The sequence below is a fragment of the Luteibacter anthropi genome (assembly GCF_023699965.1).
In the GTDB taxonomy this organism is placed as follows: Bacteria; Pseudomonadota; Gammaproteobacteria; order Xanthomonadales; family Rhodanobacteraceae; genus Luteibacter; species Luteibacter anthropi.
On the sequence record NZ_CP077072.1, the window covers coordinates 2,544,694 to 2,569,412 of the forward strand.

19 protein-coding genes are annotated in these 24,719 nt (G+C 65.4%); 7 read left to right on the top strand and 12 right to left on the bottom strand.

Features of this window, described 5'->3' with window-relative positions; genetic code table 11:
• Positions 1 to 4: 4 nt before the first annotated feature.
• Genes KR767_RS11205 through KR767_RS11215 form a run of 3 tightly spaced genes read right to left on the bottom strand, consistent with a single transcriptional unit; the run spans position 5 to position 4,942 of the window.
• On the bottom strand, positions 5 to 1,882 hold the full coding sequence (locus tag KR767_RS11205; protein WP_250876371.1) for an ABC transporter ATP-binding protein: 1,878 nt from the start codon (positions 1,880 to 1,882) through the stop codon (positions 5 to 7).
• Positions 1,879 to 4,755, bottom strand: coding sequence for a type 2 lanthipeptide synthetase LanM family protein (locus KR767_RS11210; protein WP_250876372.1), 2,877 nt, complete (start codon positions 4,753 to 4,755; stop codon positions 1,879 to 1,881). The genes KR767_RS11205 and KR767_RS11210 overlap by 4 nt, the downstream gene beginning before the upstream one ends.
• A 4-nt stretch (positions 4,756 to 4,759) precedes the next feature.
• On the bottom strand, positions 4,760 to 4,942 hold the full coding sequence (locus KR767_RS11215) for a DUF6229 family protein (protein WP_166947480.1): 183 nt from the start codon (positions 4,940 to 4,942) through the stop codon (positions 4,760 to 4,762).
• Between the two features lie 342 nt (positions 4,943 to 5,284).
• Here KR767_RS11215 and KR767_RS11220 point away from each other — a divergent pair, with 342 nt between their 5' ends.
• Positions 5,285 to 6,298, top strand: a complete 1,014-nt coding sequence (locus tag KR767_RS11220) for a LacI family DNA-binding transcriptional regulator (protein WP_250876373.1) — start codon at positions 5,285 to 5,287, stop codon at positions 6,296 to 6,298.
• A gap of 1 nt (position 6,299) precedes the next feature.
• Here the strand turns inward: KR767_RS11220 and KR767_RS11225 are convergent, their stop codons facing one another.
• Positions 6,300 to 7,448 (bottom strand): Gfo/Idh/MocA family protein, encoded by a 1,149-nt coding sequence (locus KR767_RS11225; RefSeq protein ID WP_250876374.1) that lies wholly within the window; start codon positions 7,446 to 7,448, stop codon positions 6,300 to 6,302.
• Between the two features lie 104 nt (positions 7,449 to 7,552).
• On the opposite strand from KR767_RS11225, the gene KR767_RS11230 reads away from it, so the two are divergent.
• Entirely contained in the window at positions 7,553 to 8,440 is an 888-nt protein-coding gene (locus KR767_RS11230) for a phytanoyl-CoA dioxygenase family protein (RefSeq protein ID WP_250876375.1), read from the top strand.
• Here KR767_RS11230 and KR767_RS11235 read toward each other — a convergent pair.
• Together KR767_RS11235 and KR767_RS11240 are read right to left on the bottom strand one after the other, a co-directional pair.
• Positions 8,434 to 9,333 carry an alpha/beta hydrolase family protein gene (locus KR767_RS11235; protein ID WP_250876376.1) on the bottom strand — a complete coding sequence of 300 codons (900 nt, stop codon included), beginning with the start codon at positions 9,331 to 9,333 and terminating at the stop codon, positions 8,434 to 8,436. The genes KR767_RS11230 and KR767_RS11235 overlap by 7 nt on opposite strands.
• A gap of 144 nt (positions 9,334 to 9,477) precedes the next feature.
• Positions 9,478 to 10,413 carry an alpha/beta hydrolase gene (locus tag KR767_RS11240; protein WP_250876377.1) on the bottom strand — a complete coding sequence of 312 codons (936 nt, stop codon included), beginning with the start codon at positions 10,411 to 10,413 and terminating at the stop codon, positions 9,478 to 9,480.
• On the opposite strand from KR767_RS11240, the gene prmC reads away from it, so the two are divergent.
• Both prmC and KR767_RS11250 read left to right on the top strand, forming a co-directional pair.
• On the top strand, positions 10,412 to 11,230 hold the full coding sequence (gene prmC / locus KR767_RS11245) for a peptide chain release factor N(5)-glutamine methyltransferase (RefSeq protein WP_166947484.1): 819 nt from the start codon (positions 10,412 to 10,414) through the stop codon (positions 11,228 to 11,230). The two genes, KR767_RS11240 and prmC, sit on opposite strands and share 2 nt — an antisense overlap.
• Before the next feature lie 406 nt (positions 11,231 to 11,636).
• The gene (locus KR767_RS11250; protein ID WP_250876378.1) at positions 11,637 to 13,688 is read left to right on the top strand and encodes a glycosyl hydrolase family 18 protein; all 2,052 of its coding nucleotides are present in this window, start codon (positions 11,637 to 11,639) and stop codon (positions 13,686 to 13,688) included.
• A 138-nt stretch (positions 13,689 to 13,826) separates the two neighbouring features.
• On the opposite strand, the gene dxs is transcribed toward KR767_RS11250, so the two are convergent.
• Both dxs and KR767_RS11260 read right to left on the bottom strand, forming a co-directional pair.
• Positions 13,827 to 15,722, bottom strand: a complete 1,896-nt coding sequence (gene dxs, locus KR767_RS11255; RefSeq protein WP_166947486.1) for a 1-deoxy-D-xylulose-5-phosphate synthase — start codon at positions 15,720 to 15,722, stop codon at positions 13,827 to 13,829.
• Between the two features lie 112 nt (positions 15,723 to 15,834).
• Complete coding sequence (locus KR767_RS11260; RefSeq protein WP_243853138.1) at positions 15,835 to 16,443, bottom strand: HNH endonuclease; 609 nt, start codon at positions 16,441 to 16,443, stop codon at positions 15,835 to 15,837.
• Positions 16,444 to 16,709: 266 nt separating this feature from the next.
• On the opposite strand from KR767_RS11260, the gene KR767_RS11265 reads away from it, so the two are divergent.
• Positions 16,710 to 17,471, top strand: a complete 762-nt coding sequence (locus tag KR767_RS11265) for a SapC family protein (protein ID WP_250876379.1) — start codon at positions 16,710 to 16,712, stop codon at positions 17,469 to 17,471.
• 136 nt (positions 17,472 to 17,607) lie between these two features.
• On the opposite strand, the gene KR767_RS11270 is transcribed toward KR767_RS11265, so the two are convergent.
• The 3 genes from KR767_RS11270 to KR767_RS11280 all read right to left on the bottom strand — a co-directional run bounded on the left by KR767_RS11270 (position 17,608) and on the right by KR767_RS11280 (position 20,556).
• Complete coding sequence (locus tag KR767_RS11270; protein ID WP_166947488.1) at positions 17,608 to 18,084, bottom strand: GNAT family N-acetyltransferase; 477 nt, start codon at positions 18,082 to 18,084, stop codon at positions 17,608 to 17,610.
• Between the two features lie 181 nt (positions 18,085 to 18,265).
• A complete protein-coding gene (locus tag KR767_RS11275; RefSeq protein ID WP_166947489.1) occupies positions 18,266 to 20,035 on the bottom strand; it encodes an acyl-CoA dehydrogenase C-terminal domain-containing protein in 1,770 nt (589 codons plus the stop codon).
• 26 nt (positions 20,036 to 20,061) lie between these two features.
• Positions 20,062 to 20,556: a hypothetical protein gene (locus KR767_RS11280; RefSeq protein WP_250876380.1), complete on the bottom strand. Its 495-nt coding sequence runs from the start codon at positions 20,554 to 20,556 to the stop codon at positions 20,062 to 20,064.
• 146 nt (positions 20,557 to 20,702) lie between these two features.
• On the opposite strand from KR767_RS11280, the gene KR767_RS11285 reads away from it, so the two are divergent.
• On the top strand, positions 20,703 to 21,185 hold the full coding sequence (locus KR767_RS11285; RefSeq protein ID WP_166947491.1) for an SET domain-containing protein: 483 nt from the start codon (positions 20,703 to 20,705) through the stop codon (positions 21,183 to 21,185).
• A gap of 160 nt (positions 21,186 to 21,345) precedes the next feature.
• On the opposite strand, the gene fusA is transcribed toward KR767_RS11285, so the two are convergent.
• The gene (gene fusA, locus KR767_RS11290; RefSeq protein WP_250876381.1) at positions 21,346 to 23,385 is read right to left on the bottom strand and encodes an elongation factor G; all 2,040 of its coding nucleotides are present in this window, start codon (positions 23,383 to 23,385) and stop codon (positions 21,346 to 21,348) included.
• A 302-nt stretch (positions 23,386 to 23,687) separates the two neighbouring features.
• On the opposite strand from fusA, the gene KR767_RS11295 reads away from it, so the two are divergent.
• Positions 23,688 to 24,683, top strand: coding sequence for a hypothetical protein (locus tag KR767_RS11295; RefSeq protein ID WP_250876382.1), 996 nt, complete (start codon positions 23,688 to 23,690; stop codon positions 24,681 to 24,683).
• Positions 24,684 to 24,719 lie beyond the last annotated feature (36 nt).

Below are 24,719 nucleotides of genomic sequence, written 5' to 3' on the forward strand. Positions count from 1 at the left end.
GCTCCTACAGCAGGCTTGCCTGCAAGGTGTACATTCCGGCATAGCGGCCACCGAGCGCCATCAGCGCGTCGTGCGTACCTTCCTCCACGATGCGTCCGCGCTCCAGGAAACAGATCCTGTCCGCATGCCGGATGCTCGCCAGCCGATGCGTGATCAGCACCACGGTGCGATCCCGGGCCATCCTGCGCAGCGATTCATAGACCGCGAATTCCGCCTTCGCATCCAGCGACGACGTCGGCTCGTCCCAGATCACCAGCCGTGCATCACGGTACAGGCCGCGCGCAATCGCCATGCGTTGCCATTGGCCTCCCGACAGTTCCTGGCCACCGTGGAACTGGCGCGAAAGCAACGTATCCCATCCTTTTTCCAACCTCGCCACCACGTCATCCGCACCGGCTTCTCTCGCCGCGGCGAGCAGGCTTTCGTCGTGGGTGTCCTCACGCGTATGCCTGCCGAGACGCACGTTTTCCCGTGCACTTCGTGGCCAGCGCAGGGGGTCCTGCAAGACCATCGCCACGCGGTCGGCAATCGAGGTTTCGGACAGCCCGCGAAGGTCCAGTCCATCCCAGCGGACACAACCCGTGTCGGGCTCGTACAGGCCGGCGATGAGCTTTGCCAGCGTCGTCTTGCCCGAGCCGTTTTCGCCTACCAGCGCGATGCTCTGCCCACGTGAAATGTGCAGGTCGACGTTGCTCAGCGCATCGCTGGACGCGCCGGCATAGCGAAACGAAACCTGCTCGACCACGATATCGCCCGGCGTGGCGGGTGCCTCGCCTTGCGCCTGTGCAGAGCGGTTGCGCCTGCGCACCGCCGTATCCAGAAACGTCTGGTAGTCGCTGATATAGAGCCCTTTCTCGAAAAGCTCGCGCGCCACCACGACCAGCCGCTGTACGGACATCGCCGCACCGCGCATGGCCATCACGGCCGTGCCGGCGACGGCAATACCGATCCAGCCCAGGTGAAGCATGGCAGCGAGCGCGATGTAGGCTGTCCATTGCCCAAGTCCCGAAAAGACATGCCCCCAGGTGGCCGCTCGCGCCTCGGCCAGCCCCTGGCGCACGAGGTGATCCTCCAGTGCGGTCGTCGCCTGCGCGAATTCGTGCACCACGTGATCGCGCGCCTGGGTGACGCGCAGTTCCGCCGCCGCATCGCGCTCCATCGTAAGGTCGCCGATAAGGCGCGCCTGTCGTGTCAGCGAAATCGTCGTCGCCATGGCGGCATATTGCAGGCTGGCTGCGCGCAGCGTGGCCCATGCTTCCGGCCATAAGGCCAGCAGCATCAGCAACGGCAGCACGGGATGCAGTACGGCAAGCGCTACCGTGGCGCCTCCCACGGTGACGAGCGACGAAAGCAGGTCCACCACCGAGGCCGTGGCGGTTTCCAGATGCAGGATGCCGCGCTCCTTCGCGCGATGGAGCTGGTCGTAGAAGTCCGGGTCGTCGAAGGCGGCCAGTTGCACATCCAGCCCGGCGGCCAGCAGTTGTTCTTCGGCAAGCCGGTGTACGCGCGGCGAGAGCCTTGCCCTTGCGCGGGCGGTGACCGCATCAAGGCCTACGCGCAGTGCCTGCACCGCGGCCAGCAAAACGATGGTGGGCAGTAGCGCCACCATGCGATCGAGGGCGAACTGCCCTTCGATGAGTTTGCGCAGCACGTCGGCGGCCATCACCAGTGAGCCGGCGGTGGCGATGCCCGAGCCCAGCTGCGATGCAAGGACGACGGCGGCCGTCCATGGCGCCGCCTTGCGCAGGATGGCGAGCACGGGGCGTACGGCCATCGACAGGCGTTGCAGCGTAGCGGTGGCGCCATGGCGCGATCCCGGCGCCGCACCTTCGATCCGCCAGTAGGGTGCGTGCAACCGGGTGTCGTCGGCAGACGTGCTCACACGTCGTCTTCCATGGTGAGGATGGTTGGCAATTCGTGCCCTTCCCCGGCGCGCAGTAGCTGCCATGCGATACCGCCGAGACCGGACATCAGGCCCGGCGCGAAGGCATCGCGGACGATGCCGCATACGGGGCCGTGGTCTTCCATCGATGTCAGCCATCCGGCCAGCAGCGATTCGCGACTCACGCTTTCAGGGCCTACGCCACGGCGGATGGCGGCATCCAGAAGCTCCCATGCCGATGCATCACCGTGGCAGGTGGAATGATTCCAGCCGAGTCCGCGTGCCCATGTGGCCTGTGCCGCACAGTGCAGGCGATGCAGCGATGTGTCGCCGGTTTCGTTGCGTCGTGAGAGTCCGATGCCCACGGCACCGTGACACCACGCAGCCGCCGTGGGTGCGTCGGGCAGCATGCGCAGGTCTTTCCACCCCGCCAGCGTCACGTCATACAGTGCGTCGTCGAAGGCAAAGGCCTCGGCGGCCAGCTGCGCGATGTCGGTATCTCCGGATACATCGGCGAGTTTCTGCAACGCCCAGCCGATACCAGTGGTGCCATGGGCAAAGCCGCCGATGCCATCGGGCCATTGTGCGTGCGGCCACCACGCACGGCCTTCGTTACGCGTGGCCTTGTCACGCAGCACGTCCGCGAACTCGCAGGCCATCGAAAGGAACCGTGTTTCGCCGCTGGCGCGGTAAAGCATGAGTAGCGCAGGAATGGCCCCGGCTGTCCCCGACAGCACGTCGGGCATGTCGTCGGCAGCCACCGCATCCGGCAACGTATCCGCCAGGGCCATCGCATGAGCCAGTCCATTGGCGTCGATGCCCCAGGCATGCAGGCGCAGGCGCACCCAGATCAGCGAGCCCACGCCGAAGTAGCCGCCGGGTTGCGGTGGCCGGATGCGGATGACGTCCTCGCGTTGCGCGGCCCACTTTGCCTCGGCGAGATCCATCGTGCGCAGTGTCGCGGCCAGCACCCCGTCCAGACCGTGCACAGGGTCTGCGCGGCCGGCCTGCATCTCTCGGCGGTAGCCGGCCACCAGCAGGGCAATACCCGCAATACCGCCGTAGACGTCGTGGCCCAGCGGGCGCACCGCCCAGCCGAAGGTCGGGTCGAAGACCGGTGCAATCCAGGCGATGCTGCCGTCTTCGCCGAGGATGGCGCTGGCGACGATGCCGCGCAGGATGTCGGCGGCGATCTGTCGGCGACGGCTGTCCAGATCGCCCGGGCGCGGTTGTGCCGGCCACAGGGACGTTTCCTCGGGAACCCAGCCTTCGTTGATATAGGCACTGACGAGGGCCGCGCGAATGATGTTGCGCTCCAGGGTGAAGTCCGCATGCCGCCAGTGCAGCAGTGCCTCGTCCACCAGGTTGCCGACCTTGCCCCAGCGCGTGCCGCGCGGACCGTCGAGGCGGCCATAAGCCGGCGTGGTTTCGAACAGCGGGATGTCGCCTTCCAGCAGTTCGTCGATTTCGGCCGCGATGACGGTGGCCGAGCCGGGCGCGGTGGCGACATTGCCGGCCATGCGCTCCAGCAGGGCACGCGCGCGTTCGCGAGCACTCGCTTCGTCGTGCAGCGACACGGGGTGCCAGAGCATGCGCGCCAGTTCGGCGTATACCTCGGTGGCGCGCGTCACCACGCGCACGCGGCAGGATTCGAAGCTGCCCATGATGGGACGCAATGCGCCAGCCGCATCGAGGGCTTGCAGGGTGGCGGTCAGTGAGTCGAAGCCCGCAAGCACGTCGGGCCAGAAACGCGACAGTACCGGTTCGGTGCAGGGATGATTCTGCGCAGCGGCTTCCACCGTGACCATGCGCGTGCCGATGCGCACGCGGTCGGTGCCGGCATCGATGAGGTCGAGCTGGGAAAGCATCGGCTGCTGACCCGGCAAGGCGCCCAGTGCAGACATGTCCACGCCGCGCCAGCCCAGGCCCATGCCGCGCCCGGGCAACATGCCGATGCTGAGCACGGTGCCTTCGACCGTCTGGGCCGCGCGATCCACGGCTGCGCCGAAACCGGATGGCCGTGGCGGACGTCGAGGGGTGAAGAGCGTCTCGCAGTCGATGACATAAGGGTGCGCGCCGTGCGCGATCAGGTTCTCCGCGTGCAGGTCGGTGCCGCCCAGCAGGCGCATGACGGCCAGCCACTGGCCGATGCCGCGATAGAACTCATGCAGCTCTTCGTCGCTTTCCGCGTGGCGATGGGTGACGTGCGCGCTCCAGCCGTGTTCTTCGAATCCCAGGGAGTGCGGCAGACGCATGGCCATGGTTTCGGTATGCACGGGGCGTAGCTGGGCGAGGAAGCCCGCAAGGGCTGCGTCGATCGCCATGGGGCGTGGCTTGTAGACGAGCCGCCCCCCTTCGCAGTGCAAAAGAGCAACCGTCTTGCCGCCGCGATGGCTATCCCCGGCGCCGAACGAGAGCTGCCACAGTTCACCGGGAGGGCAACCGTCGAGCAAGGCATGCAGCGCGGGCCGGTCGGCAGCCCAGTGCAGCGCGAAGGTCAGTGCGGCGTCGCAGCGTTGCTCGATGAGCCGGCTCGTGCGCGCCGCGAGGGTGGGGTAGTGCTGGCGCAGTTCGTCCCAGAAAGCCTGGGTGGCCGACAGCGCCAGGAATTCGTTCCAGCGTCCTTCGCTGGTGTCCGCGTGCAGGCGTCCCGCCTTGCGGGCTTCGTGCAGTTCGAGCACAAGCAGGCGGGCAAGGCGCGCATGCAGCACCGCATGCAGGGTTTCCTCCACGGCGCCGAGGATCACGCCGCGTTCGCGGTCGGTCAGGCCGGCGACGGTATCGAGCCGGGTTGCCAGTCCGCCCACGGCGGGACGGAGCAGGCAACCCAGCGAGACATCGAAATCGCCGGCGTCCGTCGTCACGGACGCCATGCGATCAGCAACACTGACGGGTGCGCGAGCCCGTACAGGCGGTACCGCAACCGCCGACGGTGGTCGGGATGGCCTCGTTGGCAATCTCGGACTCGGCGAACGCGCCGGCGGCGTACAGCGGGCCCGCCGGGTTGTCGCTGCCGGCCTCGTTGCGCCACAGGCTGTTCACGTCGTTGTACTTCTCCATGGTTCCACCCTCATGCTGTAAGTGACAGTTGCAAGGAAGGACGCGCCGCACGGTCCGGGACGTGCGAGTGGCGAAGTACGAAAGACGGCATGCCAACGGCAAGACCATCGACCCCTGGGCGCGCGAAGGGACAGGGCCCTCCGTCGGCGGTTCTAGAAACGAAGCGGGAGGAAAGTCAATCGTGAGGCTCCGCGTGCCGTGGCGGCGCATAGGGCGTGTTACAGCCGCCCGCGGACGACATCGATCTTTTGCCGTTTTCGTGCAGGTGTGACCGACGGCTCACATCGCGCCGCGGCGCGGTGATTCCCGTGGGCACCCCTCGCGTCGGCTATATTCGTTTCCATGCCTACGCGTGTTCCTTCTGCCCGCATCACTGCCAAAGACGTCGCCGAACGGGCCGGTGTTTCGATATCGGCGGTCTCGCGCACCTTTACCGAAGGGGCCAGCGTCTCGGAGCGCACGCGCCTGAAGGTGACCGAGGCGGCGACCGAACTGGGCTACCGCCCCAACCAGCTGGCTCGCAGCCTGATGACCGGGCGCACGGCGCTCATCGGCCTGGTCTCCAATCACTTTGCCAATCCGGCGTTCATGGAGGTCTTCGACCTGTTCACCCGCGAATTGCAGGCCCGTGGCCTGCGCCCGTTGCTGGCGAACCTGGGTGAAGACGAGGACGGCCTTGCCGCCCTGGACATGATGCGCCAGTACAGCGTGGACGCCGTGCTGATCGCCACGTCGGCGCCGCCGGAAGGTTTCGCTGCGTCGTGCCGGGAGGCCGGCATGCCGGTGTTGCATGTGTTCGGCCGGGCAGGGCGATCGTCGCCGGCACCGGTCGTCACCGTCGACAACGTGGCAGGCGGCCGGCTCGTGGGCGAAGCGATGCGGGCGGCTGGCCGCCGACGCCTGGCCTTCATCGGCGGATCGTCGCACGACGCATCCACGATCGACCGGGGCAGGGGATTCTCCGATGCCGTGGGGAGCGCCTTGAGCGAGGTGGTGCATGCGGGCGATTACACCCATGCCCATGGCCGCAGTGCGATGCTTGGTCTGCTGGATGGCGGCTCGAAGATCGACGGCGTCTTCTGCGCCGACGACGTGCTGGCGCTGGGTGCGCTGGATGCGTGTCGCGAGCGCGGTGTCGAGGTACCGGGACGTATTGCCGTGGTGGGTTTCGACGACATGCCGCTGGCATCCTGGGCGTCGTATTCGCTGACTACCGTGCGTCAGCCCATTCGCGCCATGGTGCTGCACGCGATCGAACGGATCGTCGCGTGGACCGATGGCGAAGGCAGCGTGCCGCGCAGCCGCCTGTTCCCCTGCGAGCTGGTGTGGCGCGACAGCCTGCCCGGGCCACGCTAGCTCAGACGTCCACCCAGCGCCGTTCGCATGCGGATACGAGCGCGGCGGAAATCACGCGGTCTACTTCGTAGCCGTCGCGGAAGGTCGGCCATACGGATTCGCCCGTGGCGATGGCCTGGAGGAAGTCGCGCATCTCGATCACGATCTGCTCGTTGTACCCCGTGCCATGCCCGACACCCTGGTTGAAGGCGAGATAGTCGGGGTGCGCCGGGCCCATCAACAGCTTCTGGAAACCACGGCGCGACGCATCGCGCGACGCGTCGTAGAGCCACAAGGCGTTCTGGTCTTCCTGGTCGAAGGCGATGGCACCGCGCGTACCCGTGATGCGGTAGGTGTAGCCCATCTTCCGGCCGGCAGCCATGCGGCTGAAGCTCAGGCTGCCGCTGGCGCCGTTGGCGAAACGCAGCAGCATCTGGCCCAGGTCGTCGTTCTCCACGGCTTCCGGTCCATGGGGCCCGGGGCGCGTCGCCTGCACGATGCGTGTATCGGCTACGAGACTTTCGATGGGGCCGACCAGGCGCAGACAGGCATTCACGATATGCGGCGCGACGTCGCCCAGGGCACCGGCTTCCGTACCCGTGGCGATACGCGTGCGCCATGAAGCCGGCAACGCGGGATCGTGCAGGTAGTCCTCGACATGTTCGGCGGTCACCTGGATCACGTCGCCGATCTCACCCGAGGCGATGATCTGCCGCGCGAGCTGGCTGGCAGGCGTGCGGATGTAGTTGAAGCCGGTCATGTTCGCCAGGCCGGCACGTTCCACGGCTTCGGTCATGGCCAGTGATTCGCCCACGTTCGCACCCAGTGGTTTTTCGCAGAACACCGGTTTGCCCGCGGCGATGCAGGCCATGACCATGTCCAGGTGCGTACGTGGCGGGGTGGCGATGATCACGGCGTCCACGCGTGGATCGTTCACCAGTTCACGCCAGTCACCAGTGGCGTGTCGCCAGCCCCAGCGCCGGGCATGTCCGGCCGCCCCTTCGGGCGTGGAGGTGGCCAGCACCTCGCACACCGGGCGCAGGGTGGGTTCGAAGATGGCGCCGACAGCCTGCAAGGCCACCGTATGCGCCTTGCCCATGTAACCGGCCCCGATCAGTCCGATCGGTATCTCGCCCATCGTCGGCAATCCCGTGGTGGCAGTGGATGCCACCGACTCTACGCATGCTGCACTGCGATTTGCAAGCGCTTGCAAAACGGCCTAGCGTAAGCCCGTAGCCAACCACCCGATGCCGCGTTTCGCGGCAGGAGACCACCATGAGCGCCATCGCGACATCGATTCGTCCAGCCTTCCCGCTGCGTGTCTTTACGGAGGCCGCCCTGGACACCGACGCCATCGTGGCGGAGCTGCTGGAAGGTGCGGGGGCGGTGATCCTGCGGGGCTTGTTCACCCCGGCCGAGATCGCCGAGGCACGGCGCATCGTCATGGACGAATCGGATGCGGACGCCGGCGGGGCGAAGGTCACGCATTTCCAGGGCGATGCGGAGAAGGCGGGCCGGATCAACCTGCAGCGCCGGGTGTGGAACCTGCTGGCCAAGGGCGAGATCTTTTCTCGCATGGCGGCGCACCCGGCGATCATGAAAGTCATGCGTGCCTTCCTGGGCACGGAGTTCATCATGGGCTCGATCGCAGCCAACCGCATCCTGCCGGGTGGTCCGGGGCAGGAGCCGCATATCGATTATCCGTACTGGGACTACCACTCGCCGGAAACGCATCCGGCGCGGATCAACTCATCGTTTCCGTTGAACGGGCAAGTCACGATCATGCTCGATCCGTTCACCGCCGAAACCGGTGCCACGGCCTTCATGCCGGGTACACAGCGCGAACTGCGTTATCCGGACGAAGGTGATGGCTTCTTTGACCGTTGCGAACGCATGCTGGGCGAGGTGGGCGATACCGTGGTCTTCTTCGGTGCCGTATGGCATTGCGCGATGCCGAACCGCAGCCAGGTTGATCGTTCCGCGATCATCACGCAGTACCTGCCGAAGTTCGTCAAGCCGATGGAAAACCTGCCCGCTGCCTTGCCGGCGGAGTTCGTGAAGCGGGCAAGTCCGGATATCCGGCAGTTGCTGGGGCTCAACTATCCGTATCCCGAAGTACTTGATGCTGCGCGCGGCGGCAACAAGGAGGGACGGGGCTACTGACGCGGCGGTGCGTTGAGCGTGCCGGACTTGATCCACTGCACGGCGGTAGCAACGGCCTCTTCGCCCGCCGGGGTCCTGGTAGACGACGTATTGTGCGTCAGCGTGGGAAATACGCGGTATGCGTAAGGCTTGTGTTGGGCCTTCAGCGCATCGAGCCTTTCGGTAGACAGCTGCACGGGAGCCTGCACGTCCTTTCCGCCAAAGAGCCACAGGCCACGAATGGTCAGTTTGGCGAGGCTTGTACGCGGATCGGTATCGGGAAAGTCATAGCGATCCGCGTCGTTGGCGATGTGCTGTCGTGCATCGGCTTCGGAGTGAGTATCCCAGAAGTTGGGCTTGCTCTCCGTATAGAACTGGAAGCGCAGCTGTTCGCGGGCCGTGGCGACGGGGCCGCTGAACATCACCATGAATTTCACCTTCGGATTCTTTTCCGCAGCCAGGGGAATGATCCAGCCCGCCTGGCTGAAACCCAGCAGGCCGATATCGCCGTGGGTCTTGGGCAGTTTCGCTGATAGCGCATCGATCGCGGCGCTGGCGTCGGTGGCCAGCAGGGCGAGATTGTCTGCGCCGATATTGTTGGTGCCGACTTCCGGGCCCGCGTAGACGCCACCGGATTCACCTACACCTCGCTTGTCGTAGGTGAGCGTGGCGATACCTTGCCTTGCCAGCAGGGTGGCAAAGCCGTTCATGCGCTTTTCCTGTCCGGATCCGTGGACGAGGACAAGGGCGGCCACCGTTTTTTCAGGGCGATAGATCGTGCCCGAGAGCGTGACTCCTCCGCTCTGGAAGGTGATGTCTTCCTTGGCGATATCAGCATCCGCCGCGATGGCAGTGACCATGGGCACACCTGCGAACAGGAATGCGAGCAGTAGCCCTATGACGAAACGATGCATCGTGAACCCCCGTGACGATATGTGAGTTCGAAATAACTTGCGCCGACCGGCCGGTCAATAGCCCAGAAGTTGCCAGGCCCCTGTAGGAGCGCGCCTTGCGCGCGACCGGTTATCGCGATGACCTGGTCGCGCGCAACCGCGCTCCTACAGGGGTGGGGTGTCGCGAGAACCGATCGCGCGCAGGGGCTGGCTGGATCGCTCATGGATGAAGCGCATGACATCGTCCATGACCGGCGCGATGCGATGCAGCGGGCCTAGCGCAAACACCAGCTTTTCGTGGCCGAGGTCCGGATACAGCTTCAGCTCTACCGGCTCGCCCATCGCGCGATAGCGGGCTTCCAGCGAGATGGCCTCGATGGGATACACCTCGGTATCCCGTTCGCCTTGCAGCAGTAGTGCAGGCGGCTCGTCGCCATCGACGAAGTTCACCGGTTGCGAGCGGGCCTGTTCGGCATCCGTGGCGCCGAACATGTCGATGTATCCCGGGTCGTCGAGGGGGAGGAAATCGTAGGCACCCGCCACACCGATCAGGCCGGCGAGGTCGCGGGGCTTCATGCCGACATGGGCCAGCCATTGCTTGTCGGTGGCGAGCATCGCCGCGATATGACCACCGGATGAGTGGCCCATGACGAACAGGTGGGCGGGATTGCCGCCGTACCCGGCAGCGTGGTCATGCGCCCAGCGGACGGCGTTGGCACCATCACGGAGAAACCCTTCCATGCGTACCGCGGGCCATAGCCGGTAGTCGGCCACGATGGCGACCACGCCCCGGCGGGCCAGGGCCTCGCCCACCCAGCGATACCACTGACGCTTTCCCTTGCGCCAGTCACCCCCGTAGAAATACACCACCACCGGCGCTCCCACGACGTGTTCGGGCGCGTAGACGTCAAGCGCCAGGTCGTGGGCAGGGTCGTAGACGATGTCCGCATGGGTCGTCACGCCCGACGACGATTGCGTGGCATTCACCGCGCCGAAGAACGTGGCATGGCAGCCGGAGAGTCCGGTCAGGGCGACGAAGGCGAAAAGCAGGGCGAGAGGGCGCATGCTGGAATTGTAGGCCTGCCGGTAGAATGCGTTCATGACCGATATACGCACGATCCTTCGAAACGCCACCGACATGCTTGGCGAGCGCCTTGAAGCCGAACTGCTGCTGGCCCACGTGCTGGACGTCAATCGTGCGTGGTTCTTCGCCCATGCCGAAGACGTGATCGGTGCTGCCGCGCAGGCACGTTTCAACGAACTGGTGCATCGGCGTGCCGGTGGCGAGCCCGTGGCCTACATCACGGGGCGACGGGATTTCTGGTCACTTCCCCTCGATGTCAGCCCGGCCACCCTGATTCCGCGCCCCGAAACCGAATTGCTGGTCGAGCAGGTACTCGCGCGATTGCGTGGTGGTGGCAGCCTCCTCGACCTCGGCACCGGCAGCGGCGCCATTGCCCTGGCGGTGGCCAGCGAGCGGCCCGATGCCGTGGTGGCTGCGGTGGATGCCAGTGCGGCTGCACTGGAGGTGGCCCGTGGAAACGCGACGAAGCTGGGGCTCGGGCGTGTCTGTTTCTTCGCGGGCGACTGGTTCGTTCCGGTGGCAGGGCGTCGTTTCGACGTGGTGGCAAGCAATCCGCCCTACATCGAGGCCGACGACCGGCACCTGGGCGAAGGCGACCTGCGCTTCGAGCCGCTGTCGGCCCTGGCCTCGGGGCCTGACGGGCTTGACGATATCCGCCGTATCGCCGCGAACGCACCTGCCCACCTCGCGCCGGGAGGCTGGCTGCTCGTCGAGCATGGCTGGAACCAGGGCGCTGCCGTGCGCGACATCTTCCTGGCGGCCGGCGGTTCGGACGTCTTCACCGCCAGGGACCTCGAAGATCGCGATCGCGTCACCGGTGCCTGCTGGAAATAGTTGCCGCGTATTCGGCAGCTTCGTCTCATCGCTGGAACACGCCTGACCCAGGACAAAAATAGGTGCGCTGCACCATATGCGTATAAACGAGATGTGCGTCGCTTTTAGTAATTTCTTGCGTTGACATCGTTGTCAGCCTGTAGGCAACGTCGGTGCGTTGGCGGGGTTCCGTGCTCATGGAGTCGCGCTGGCGAAGGGAGCCGAAGGCACATACGTGTCAGGCGAACGCAAGCTGTCGGTTGTACCGGGTAGGGCCGGAGGCAGGTGCGTCTTAAGGGGAAACGCATGCGTGGAAAGCCCGTGCAATCGGGCCTGCGCATGAGCGACATCGCCATGTGGTGAGACGGCTCCCGTCTCGATGTCTGGCTGCGGCCAGGCGCACTACGACCCTGTCACGGAGTTTCCCATGCGTGTCACGTTCCGACACTTGATCCTTTCCTGTGCCCTGCCACTCGCGTGGCTGGCCACCTCCGCTCATGCGCAGTCCGCCACCTGTACCGGCGTCTCGGCATGGAATGCCGCCACCATCTACAACGCCGGCGACAAGCTGACCTACAAGAACCACCTGTACCAGGCGACGTCGCAGATCTGGAATACCGCGCCCGATTACTGTCCGAGCTGCGGCTGGTACCAGGACCTCGGTACCTGTAGTGGTGGAGGCAGCAACCAGCCGCCCACCGCTGCCATCACCGCACCGGCAAACGGTGCGACCTTCACCGCCGGTACAAACATCACGCTGACCGCCAATGCGTCCGACAGCGACGGCACGGTCGCCAAGGTGGAATTCTTCCGTGGCGCCACGTCGCTGGGCAGCAAGACGTCCGCGCCGTGGTCCGTGGTGTGGAGCAATGCTCCAGCGGGCAGCTATGTGCTGACAGCCATCGCTACCGACAACGCGGGCGCCTCGACCACGTCGTCCGCGGTGAACATCACCGTTTCGCCTGCCAGCAACGATACCACGCCACCGTCCGTGCCTTCGGGTCTTGCCGGTACGCCGTCGTCGAACAGCGTGTCGCTCAGCTGGAGCGCTTCTACGGACAACGCCGGTGGATCGGGTGTTGCGGGATATGACATCTATCGCAATGGTGCGCTGGTGGGTAACTCGACCTCGCCGTCGTATACCGATACTGGCCTTGCGGCCAGCACGTCGTATACCTATACGGTGCGTGCGCGTGACAATGCGGGCAATGCCTCCGCGCAGTCCGGCTCCGTCGTCGTGAAGACCACGGCAGGCGGTGGTGGCGGCAATCGTCGTGTCATCGGTTACTTCACGCAGTGGGGCATCTACGATCGCGCCTACACGGTGAAGAACATCGAGACGAGCGGTTCGGCCGCGCGCCTTACCCACATCAACTACGCCTTCGGCAACGTGCGCAATGACCGTTGCGAAGTGGGCGTGATCCAGCCGTCCGATCCGAACACGGGCGTGGGTGGCGATGCGTTCGCCGACTACACCAAGTCGTTCGGCGCAGGCGACAGCGTAAGTGGCACGGCCGATACCTGGGACCAGCCGCTGCGTGGCAACTGGAACCAGCTCAAGCAGCTCAAGGCCAAGCATCCGGGCCTGAAGGTGCTCATTTCGCTCGGCGGCTGGACCTGGTCGCGTGGCTTCGCGCACGCGGCACGTCCTGAAAACCGCCAGGCCTTTGTTGCTTCGTGCGTGGACGCTTACATCAAGGGCAACCTGCCGGTGACCGACGGTGCCGGTGGCACGGGTGCGGCGGCCGGCGTGTTCGACGGTATCGACATCGACTGGGAATACCCGGCAGCCTGCGGCCTGCAGTGTGGTGGTCCGGAAGACACCGCCAACTTCACCGCCTTGCTCGCGGAATTCCGTCGCCAGCTCGACGCCGTGCGTCCGGGCCTGCTGCTGACCATCGCGGCGGGTGCCGGCGTGGACAAGATCCGTGTGACGCAGCCGGGGCAGTACGCGCAGTACCTCGACTACATCAACGTCATGACCTATGACTTCCACGGTGCATGGGACCCGACGACGAATCACCACTCGGCGCTGTATGCCACGGCGAGCGACCCGTCCACGGGCGACACGAAGAAGTACAACACCAACGACGCCATCCAGGCTTTCCTCGCCACGGGCGTGCCGGCGTCGAAGCTCAACGTCGGCATCGGCTTCTACGGTCGCGGCTGGACGAATGTGGCGAAGACCAACAACGGTCTCTACCAGTCGGGCACGGCGGCCCCGGGCCGCTACGAAGCGGGCATCGAAGACTGGAAGGTGCTGAAGGCCCTGAACTACCCAGGCTATGACGATGCAGCTGCCGGTGCGCACTGGATCTACAACGGCACCACCTGGTGGAGCGTGGACGATCCGGCGAACATCCAGCGCAAGATGAGCTACGTGAAGTCGCAGTCGCTGGGCGGCGCCTTCTCGTGGGATTTCAGCGGTGACGACGCCAACGGCACGCTGCTGAAGGCGATGGCCGACGGCTTGCAGTAAACCATCAACCCCCTGCCGCGGCCCTCACCGCGGCAGGTCTTCCATGTAGGAGCGCGCCTTGCGCGCGACCGGTTCTGGCGGAATTCATGCATTCATCGCCAAAACCGGTCGCGCGCAAGGCGCGCTCCTACAGGGGGTTTAGCCGGCGCTGGCTACCGGGGAGGCTACGTACTGCGGGAAGCGGTTGCGGATCGCGTTGCGGATCTGCGGCAGGTCGAGGCCGGCCATGGTCAGTACTTCCTCGCGGCTGCCGTGTTCCAGATACGTATCGGGCAGGCCCAGGTGGAAGATGGGCAGGGTGACGCCGTGGGCGGCGAGGCACTCGGCCACGCCGGCACCGGCACCGCCGGCGATGGCATTGTCTTCGATGGTGACGAACGCCTTGTGCGTGCGGGCCAGTTCGAGGATCAGTTCCTCATCCAGCGGCTTCACGAAACGCATGTTCACCAGCGTGGCATCCACTTCCGCCGCGATGACGGCGGCCGGTGAAAGCATGGTGCCGAACGACAGGATCGCCAGGCCATGGTGGCCGCGGCGACGCACTTCGGCCTTGCCGATGGGCAGGGTATCGAGCGATTCGGACAGGCGTGCACCCGGACCGGTACCGCGCGGGTAGCGGATCGCGGCGGGGCCTTCATAGGCGAAGCCCGTGCTCAGCATCATGCGGCATTCGTTTTCGTCTGCCGGTGCCATGATCACCATGTTCGGCAGGCAGCGCATGAAGGAGAGATCGAAGCTGCCTGCGTGCGTGGCACCGTCAGGGCCCACGACGCCGGCGCGATCGATCGCGAAGGTGACGTCGAGGTTTTGCAGGGCCACGTCGTGGATGGCCTGATCGTACGCGCGCTGGAGAAAGGTGGAGTAGATCGCCACCACGGGCTTCGCGCCTTCCACGGCCATGCCGGCGGCAAGCGTCACGGCATGCTGTTCGGCAATGGCGACGTCGAAATAGCGCTGCGGGTATTCCTTCGAGAAACGCACCAGGCCCGAGCCTTCGCGCATGGCGGGGGTGATGCCGAGCAGGCGCTCGTCGGCGCCGGCCATGTCGCAGAGCCAGTCGCTGAAGATATCGGTATAGGTGGGCTTGGCCGGCGCGGATTTCTTCGCCAGGCCGGCAACCGGATCGAACGGACCCACGGCGTGGTATTCGATCTGTGCCTTTTCGGCAGGCTCATAGCCCTTGCCCTTGGTCGTCATCACGTGGATGAGCTGCGGGCCCGGGAGGTCCTTCACCGTGTTGAGCGCGTTCACCAGCTGGGCCATGTTGTGGCCTTCGATGGGACCGGTGTAGTGGAAGCCCAGTTCCTCGAACAGCGTGGACGGCACGAACATGCCCTTGGCGTGTTCCTCCCAGCGCTTGAAGAAGCGACCGAACAGCGACTCGCGCGGCATGGCCTTCTTGGCACGCTCGCGCCAGACATTGAGGGTGCGACTGGACATCGCGCGCGCCATCATCTTGGTCATCGCACCGACGTTTTCGCTGATCGACATGCCGTTGTCGTTGAGGATCACCAGCATGTTCGGTTCGACGTCGCCGCCGTGGTTCAGGGCCTCGAAGGCCATGCCCGCGGTGATCGCGCCGTCGCCGATCACGGCCACGACCTTGCGCTGGTCGCCGCGGCGCTGCAGGGCGATAGCCATGCCGAGCGCCGCGGAAATCGAGGTGGACGAATGGCCCACGCCGAAGGTGTCGTATTCGCTTTCCTCACGACGCGGGAACGGGGCCAGGCCGTCCTTCTTCTTGATCGTGGTGATGCGGTCGCGGCGACCGGTGAGAATCTTGTGGGGGTAGCACTGGTGGCCGACGTCCCAGACCAGGCGGTCGTTCGGGGTGTCGAACACATGGTGCAGGGCCACGGTGAGTTCCACCACGCCCAGTCCCGCGCCGAAATGGCCACCGGATGAGGCCACCGCCTCGATGAGGTAGCGGCGCAGCTCGTCGGCGATGGCCGGCAGTTCTTCGGCCGGAAAACGGCGAAGGTCCTCCGGCGAGTCGATCTGCGCCAGATACGGGTAGCGGGAAAGGTCGTTCATGCGCGTATTGTTCGCCTACGGCGGGGCCGGGGCAAGGGAGGGTGCGTGAACGGGAGGGGGCAAAACGGGGGCGGAGGCCGGATTGCGGCGGTTTGCCGCGCTGGAACGGGCCCTAGAGGCGGCGGCGGTCCCTTGGCAGGTGGTTCACCAGGAACTCCATCTGGTCGGCCAGGATGTTGCGATTGGACAGGATCAGGTGCTCGACCCAGCTAGGTCGGTAGGGCACGGCCAGCAGGGGCATGTTGGCCTGCTGCGGGGTGCGGTTGCTCTTGCGCAGGTTACAGGCCAGGCAGGCGCTGACCACGTTTTCCCATTCGTCCTGGCCCTTCTTGGAGAGGGGCACCACGTGGTCGCGGGTGAGGTCGTGGCGGGTGAACTGCTGGCCGCAGTACAGGCACACGTGGCGGTCGCGGGCGAAGAGGGCCGTGTTGGTGAGGGCCGGGGACGGGTCGATCGCGTGTTCGCGGCAGTGGCCGGTGCTGGCCACGATGGGGTGGAGCTGGAGGGTGCTGCGCAGGCCGTTGTCGCGGTTGGTACCGCCGTGGACGGTGACGCACGGGTCGCCCAGGGTCCAGGCGACCACGCCGCGCACATAGAGGCAGACTGCGTCCTGCCAGCTGATCCAGTCCAGGATGCGACCCGCAGCGTCGAGGGAAAGCACCCGCGTCGCATGCAACGCGGTGACCCTCGGCAGGTCGTCATGGAGCACTTCCATCGTCATCGTGTCTCGTCCTTCACGTAAGCGAAAGAGCGTTCCAGCAAGTCGAACTCCGTGCGGATCGCGGGTGCGATCCCGCTCCCAAAGGGGGCGTTGGCCCGAGCATAGCCCATAATTGCTACAGAAAAGCATCCGTCCGGTACGCTTCTTGCGGGGCTGTTGCCATCATTCGGCGCTGCTATAGTTGGGGTTCGCACCATCAGCCCGACGGGTTTGGAAGGGGGGCCGGGGTGGCTTCCCAGGTCCGCCGGGTCCAAGAGGGATAGACAGTGGCAGAAGTGCTTTTCTACGAGCGTCCGGTTCCCCTGAACCGCACCGCCCATCGCGACCTTCGCCTGAAGGCCGTGAACAACATCAATTTCGCCGTCAAGGCCCACTCCGTGCCCCTGACGGGCGTGGAATTCGCCCCGGCCTCGCGCGATTTCCCGATCCTGTTCGCTGGCGACAGCATCGAGACCGCCGGTCCGATGGCCCTGCTGGGCCTGCGCCAGAACGAAAACCTGCTGGTCGGCGAAAACGGCTTCTGGGAGCAGGGCGTGTACATCCCGGCTTTCGTGCGCCGCTATCCGTTCGTGCTGGCCGAGAAGCCGGCCGGCGCCGAGGGCGACGATTTCACCGTGTTCCTCGACGAGGCCTATGAAGGCTTCAACGACAGCGAAGGCGAGCGCCTCTTCAACGAAGACGGCACCGATGCCCCGGCACTCACCAATGCCGTGAACTTCCTCGGCGAATTCCAGGATCACGTGGCCCGCACGCAGTGGTTCATGGGCAAGCTGCGCGAGCACAACCTGCTCGAGCCGCGCACCATCACGCTGCAGAAGGAAGGCAAGAACATCAACCTTAACGGCCTGTTCGTGATCAACGAAGAGCGCCTGCGCGGTCTGGACGAGAAGACGGCCCACGAGTTCCTGCGCGAAGGCGCCTTCGGTTGGATCTACGCCCACCTGGTGTCGCTCGCCAACATCGACCGCATGGCGGCTCGCCTGGATGCACGCGAGTCGAAGGAAGCTCCGGCTACTGTCGAGGCCTGAGTTTTCCGGTAACGCTTGTGTTGAGAAAGGCCGCCTTTGGGCGGCCTTTCTCGTTGGTGAAAGCCGATGTTGCGTTATCGCCGTGCTGGCAAACCGGGGCGCTGGGTTCCTGTTTTCACAGGAACGACGGGTAGGGTTACCTGACGGGTTTTGCCATGCGAACCAGGTCGGTATCGAAGCCGTGCTTTGCGTACAGCTCGCGAGCGCGTTCGTTGCCGGGAAATACGGCCAGGGTCACGAACTGGCAGCGATGTTCTTTTGCCCAGGTGTGCGCATGATCGAGCAGCACCTTGCCCACGCCGGTGCCTTCGAACTTCTCCGCTACTGCGATATCCGAGATATGGCAGTTGTCACGATGGGTGAAGAAGTCCTTGGTCTTCTGCAGATGGATGAACCCCGCCGGATCGCCATCCTCGTTCTCGACGATGAAGATGTAGCTGTTCGGCGGCTGTTCGTCGAGGTGCTTTACCAGGTCGGCTTCGATGCCCTTGAGGCAGTCCGTCTTCGTGCGGCCGTTGGGCAGCGGGAAGTGGATGAAGCGGTGGACGAGGCCGAGGATGAAGTCGTCGTCGTCGCTTTCGGCGAGACGTATCAGGAACGCTGGATCGCTCATCAGGTCGGGAACCGTTGGGTCGAGGGGTGTCCGGTTCCGGCAAGTTCTACACCTGATGGCAGGATGGGGGAAGTCCCCGGCGGAAAGTCCGGGGCTTCATTTCCCTTGGGCCGTGAGCCCGATGCCGTGACCCGCAAGTTGCTGCCGGCAGCTTGCGGGTCACGCTTTAATGCCCCGGAACTCAGGCGATATCGGGCAACGTCGCCACACCGGCCTCGATACCCGCCTTGTGCAGGACGATGCGCGGCAGGATACGGGCGAAGTAGAAGTTGGCCGTGTCGATCTTGGCCTGCCTGCGCTCTGCCGGCAGGACATCGGCGGCCACGACACTGCGGGCCCAGAAGTAGGCCAGGGTGATGTAGCCGGAGAAGTAGAGGTAATCGACGGCGGCGGCGCCCAGTTCTTCCGGGTTGGCCTGGGACTTCTGGGCGAGACTCTGCGTGACTTCGCCCCAGGTGGCGGTGGCAGCGGCCAGCTGCATCACCAGCGCCTTCACGGCGTCGTTGTTGGCGTTGGCCTTGCAGAACGCCTGGATTTCAGCGAGGAAATGCTTCAGGCCCGCGCCCTGCAACTGCATGACCTTGCGGCCGAGCAGGTCGAGCGCCTGGATCTGCGTGGTGCCCTCGTAGAGGGTGATGATGCGGGCATCACGGACGAACTGCTCCATGCCATGCTCGGCGATGAAGCCGTGGCCGCCGAAGATCTGCAGGGCTTCCTTCGTGCACTCCTGGGCGGCTTCGGTGATGAGGCCCTTGGCGATGGGAATAAGGAAGGACAGCAGTTCGCCGGCTTCCTTGCGCTTGTCGGCGTCCGGATGGCGTGCCTCGATATCGCTTTGCAGGCCGGCATAGGCCGCCAGCACGCGGCCGGACTCCACGAACGCGCGCTGCGTGAGCAGCATGCGGCGCACATCCGGGTGAACGAGCAGCGGATCAGCAGGCTTTTCCGGCAATTTCGGACCCGACAGGGCACGCATCTGCAGGCGCTCGCGGGCGTAGTTGAGGCTGTTCTGCAAGGCACGTTCGGCGATGGCCAGGCCCTGCACGCCCACGCCGAGGCGTGCTGCGTTCATCATGGTGAACATGGCCATGAGGCCCTTGTGCGGGGCGCCGATCAGCCAGCCCTGGGCATCGTCGAAGTTCATGACGCAGGTGGCCGAACCCTTGATGCCCATCTTGTGTTCGATGGCGCCGGCAGCGGCCGTATTGCGCTCGCCCACCGAGCCGTCGCGGTTCACCTTGAACTTCGGTACCACCAGCATCGAGATGCCGCGGCTGCCGGCCGGCGCGTCCGGGAGACGGGCCAGCACGAGGTGGACGATGTTGTCGGTGAAGTCGTGCTCACCGGCCGAGATGAAGATCTTGGTGCCGCTGACGCGGTAGCTGCCGTCGTCGTTGGGTTCGGCGCGGGTCTTCAGCAGGCCCAGGTCAGAGCCGGCCTGCGGCTCGGTGAGGCACATGGTGCCGGTCCAGGTGCCGTCGACGAGGCGCTTGAGGAAGACCTCCTTCTGCCAGTCGTCGCCGTGATGCTCGATGGCATCGATGGCGCCGTGCGAGAGCAGCGGGTAGATGCCCCAGGCCAGGTTGGCGGCGTCGATCATTTCCTTGGTGAGCAGACCCAGCACGGCGGGCAGGCCCTGGCCGCCGTGTTCTTCCTTCGCGGTGAGGCCGGCCCAGCCGCCGTCGGCGTACTGGCGATAGGCCTCCTTGAAGCCCTTGGGCGTGGTCACCGTGGCGGTGGCCTTGTCGTAGTGGCAGCCCTCGGCATCGCCGGAGGCATTCAGCGGTGCCAGCACCTGCTCGTTGAAGCGGGCGGATTCGTCGAGCACGGCGTCGAGCAGGTCGCGGGTATGCGCGTCGCCGCCATCGAGGCCGGTGAGCACGGCTTCGGCGCCGAGCACGTCGTAGAGCGCGAAGCGCATGTCATCGAGCGGGGCTTTGTAGATCGTCATGGAAGCGTCCTGGCGAAGGCTTGGGGTTAGCGGTAGGTGTCGGCGATGCCCGGCACCGGCGAGAGCCAGTCCTTGCCGTGCACCTCGAAGGAACGGGGTTTGTCTTCCTGTTCGGGCGTGCCGGTGATCCGGCCCTCGATGGTGTAGGGCAGGGTGCCTGCGCTGCCCTTGGCAGCGAGCGCGGCCAGTGCCCTGGCCATGTCGGGAGTGGGCAGGATGTCGAGCTGGGTGACGTCGGCGGCGAAGGACGGGATGTCCTGGTCGATCTTCGCGTCGAGCAGCACGCCGCCCAACTGGCCCACCGTGAGGGTGCCCTGGAAGCGGTCGAAGGCCATGCCGCCGTAGCTGTTGTTGCGCACGCGCAGGGTCACATGCCAGGTGCCGCCCGGCTTGGCGTGGACTTCCTGTAGCGAAAGACTCGGCGGAAACACGCTTTTCTTCGCGGGCCCGCAGGCGGCAAGGAGGGTGAGGGCGGCGAGCGTGGCCGCTCGTACGACATGCGTGCGAATGATCGGGGTCATCCCTAGGGCTTCCGGCGTTGGACGTCGAACAGGTGTTCGATGGTAGCGCCCGCACGTGGTGCGCGCGAGACGGGCGTTTGAAACGCGGTTCCCAAGCGGGAGCCGAGCAGGCATCATGCCCGTTCCGCTTGACACTCGAATCGCCCATGACCCGACGCATCGCCGCCCGCCGTTCCCCCATCCATGGAAACGGCGTCTTCGCCACCGCCCACATCAAGGCCGGCGATGAAATCATCGAATACAAGGGCGATCACATCACCCACGCCCAGGCCGACAAGCGCTATGGCGACGGCGGTGAAACCGGCCATACCTTCCTGTTCACGCTGAACGAGCGCTACATCGTCGACGGCAACAGCAACGGCAATATCGCCCGCTGGATCAACCACAGCTGCGATCCGAACTGCCAGGCGCTGATCGAGGAGGATGTGGAGGGCAAGCCGTCGAAGAAGGATCGCGTCCTCATCGAGGCTATCCGCGACATCGCGCCGGGTGAAGAGCTCACCTACGACTACGGCATCACGCTCGACATGCCGCACACCGCGCGCCTGAAGAAGATCTGGGCCTGCCGCTGCGGCTCGCCCAAGTGCATCGGCACCATGCTGAAGCCCAAGCGCAAGGCGGCGAAGTAAGCCTTCGCGTTTGCCTCCGGCGCATCGATACGTGCGACGCGCCGGGGTTCTTCGTCACACATGTCGACACCATGCCCCTGTAGGAGCGCGCCTTGCGCGCGACCGGTCTGGCGTGGGCGTTACAGCATGACCGGTCGCGCGCAAGGCGCGCTCCTACAGGTCAGTCTTCTTCTGCCCTGGGCTTCCAGGCTTCGGCCAGTTTCTTCTGTATGCCGGGCGGTACTGCGTCGTAGTGGCTGAATGCCATGGCGTAGCGTCCCAGCCCTCCGGTCATCGACTTCAGCTGCGTCGGATAATCGACGAGCTCCGCCAGCGGCACGCGTGCGCGGATCATCGTTTCTCCACCGCGCAACGCATCGGTGCCCATGATCTGCGCCCGTTTCGATGCCAGGCCGCCAGTCACATCGCCAACGTAGTGATCGGGAATGGACACCTCCAGATCCACCACCGGCTCCAGCACCCTGGGCTGAGCGCGCGACATGGCATCGAGGAACGCCTTGCGCCCGGCACTGACGAAGGCCACCTCCTTGGAATCCACGGGATGGTGCTTGCCGTCGTACACCACGACCCGCACGTCCTGGATCGGATACCCGGCCACGGCACCGCTATCCAGCGCCTGTCGCACCCCTTTTTCGATGGCTGGCATGAACTGCCCGGGGATCACGCCACCCTTCGTATCGTCGTCGAATACGAATCCCTTGCCGCGCTCAAGCGGCTCGACACGGAGAAACACCTCCCCGAACTGGCCCGCGCCACCGGTCTGCTTCTTGTGCCGGTGATGGCCTTCGGCATGCCCTCCCACGGTCTCGCGGTAGGCGATGCGCGGCGGATGCGTGACGACGTCCACGTCGTAACGGGCCTTCATCCGTTCCAGCATCAGCTTCACATGCAGGTCGGACAACCCGTAGATCACGGTTTCGTTGAGCTCCTTGTGGTGTTCGACGCGGAAGCACGGGTCTTCCTCGGTCAGTTTCGCCAGTGCCTGCGACAGCTTCTGCTCCTGTCCCTTGTGGGCAGGCTCCACGGCCACGCCGTACATCGGCGCGGGAAACGCAGACGGTGCGAGATGAATGCGACCTTCCTCCACCGCATCGTGCAGCACGGCGTCGAAGTGGATGTCGTCCACCTTGGCCACCGCGACGATATCGCCGGGAAGTGCCTCGTCGATTTCTACGTGATCCTTTCCCTTCAGGCGGAAAAGATGACCCACGCGAAAGGGCTTGCGCCCGTCGTCGACCAGCAGCTGGGAATCCTTGCGCACCGTGCCCTGCCACACGCGAAACACCCCCAGCTTGCCCACGAAGGGATCGTTCACGATCTTGAAGACATCGGCCACGACGTGACCGTCCGCCTTCGCGGAGATCGCGAAAGGCGCGCCATCGTCGGCACGGAACGGCGGCGGATTGACCTCGGTGGGGCAGGGCAGGATGCGCTCCACCAGTTCAAGCAGTTCGTTTACGCCGATGCCGTCGCGCGCACCGGTGAACACGATAGGCACGAGGTGTCCGTCGCGAAGACAATGCTCCAGCGCACCGCGAAGCTCGGCAGCCGTAAGCGCGGATTCACCGGCTTCAAGATAGTGCTCCATCACGTCGTCATCGATCTCCACGACCTGGTCGATGAGCTGCTGGTGGGCTTCGCCGGGCGAGGAGAAATCCGTATCGCCGCGGGTCTGGAAGAATGCATCGCGTACGGCGTGCCCCTTCGATGCGGGCAGGTTGAGCGGCAGGCATTCGTTGCCGAATTCGCTGCGCAGGTCGTCCACCAGCGCGCGCAGGTCCACGCCATCGGTATCGATGCGATTGACGATGAGGATGCGTGCAAGGCCGCGTTCCCGTGCATGTTGCATCATGGCGCGCGTGCCGTGTTCGATGCCGTTGGCTGCATTGACCACGACGGCGACGGTATCGGTGGCGGACAGCGCCGCCAGTGCGGGGCCGAGGAAGTCCGCATATCCTGGTGTATCGACCAGATGGATGCGGTAGCCGTTGCGTTCGATAGACGCCACGGCGGCGTCGATGGAATGGCCGCGGGCCTTTTCCATGGGATCGGTATCGGAAACGGTGGTGCCACGTTCGACCTGACCCATGGCGTTGAGCGCGCCACCGGCATAGAGCATGGCTTCGAACAGGGTGGTCTTGCCGGCACCGGCGTGGCCGGCGAGGGCGAGGCTGCGGATACGTTCCGTGGTGGGAGACACGATGCGACCCTCCTTCAGTGGGAGGGAAGGCGTGTGGATGCGGCGTCATCCTTCGGCGTCGCCTCGGGCACGCCTTCCGGCATGACGATGGCGGGCCGTCACGGTCGTCCGGTGGCATGGACGGTCATGGCGGTGATGCGGGCTGGGCCCGGCCCAAGGGTTCTCCTTCGCGGCGGCGGAATCAAGTGCCCGGGGGAATCTTCCGGCCCATGCGTTGTCTAGCCACGGGGCTTACGTTGCGTTTAGTCGCAAATCGCTATGCTCGCCTACTCTTTCGCGACCCAAGAAGGGACCTCGTTCGCGTGCAATACCCAGGTAAGGCCCCACCGCCCTTCGTCGAATCGCACCGGCTCACGCCGGATACGTCGTCGCGTGGGCGCGGCCTGGTGCCGATCGACGCTTCCACGATCGCCGCACTGCACGCCATCGGGCGGCGTCCGCCACCGCGCGATCGCGTGCGCTTCACGCTGGCGCTGGTGCTGGCCCTGGTTTTCCATATTCTGCTCATCGTCCTGATGCGCTACGAGATGCTGCCGCGGCCGCTGGAGGGTTTTGCCATCCCCCGCGACAAGGACGAAGTGATGGAAGTCCGCTTCATCGAGCCGACGCCGCCTGCGCCTGCCGTGGCCAACGTGCCGCCCCCTCCGCCGGTGGCCGAACCGCCACCGAAGGTGCGCTCGCGTGAGGCTACCCGTCCCGAACCTCCGCGACCGAAGGAAGAGCCGGCACCCCCGGCCGAAACACCGTCACCCCCGCCGCAGCTGAATCTCTTCGGCAAGGACGGCTCCATCGCGATGCCGAAGGCCGGTACGGGCAACGGGACCACCCAGGCGAGTTTCGTGCCGCGCGCGCCCACGGGCGATTCGCAGATCATGTCGCACAAGACCACGGTTACCTACAAGGAAACCCGGTTCGAAAAGGACTGGGCGCCACGCGACGAGAACATCGTCAACGGTGGCCTGCGCAAGGCGATGGAAAAAACCACGCTCAAGAAGACCTTCGACCTGGGCCATGGCGTGCGCGTGAAGTGCGCGACGGTGTTCCTCGTGCTGCCTGTGGGTTGCGGCGGGGAAGACCCGTCGAAGGCCTCGAGCAAGGTGGGCGATACGCGCCTCAACATGGCGCCCGCGAAGTCGCTGGCCGGTGACGATCCCAACCAGCCACCTCCCCCCAGCCAGGCCGAATGCATCGCGTCCTACCGCCGCAACGAGACGGTGATGGCCGGTTGCCCGTCCGATACCCCGCTCAAGGCCATGGACCAGGAAAACGCCGAGCGCGCACGCCGCGCAGGATCGTAAGGAAACGATTGTCCTGCGCCGCGCGAGCATGGACAC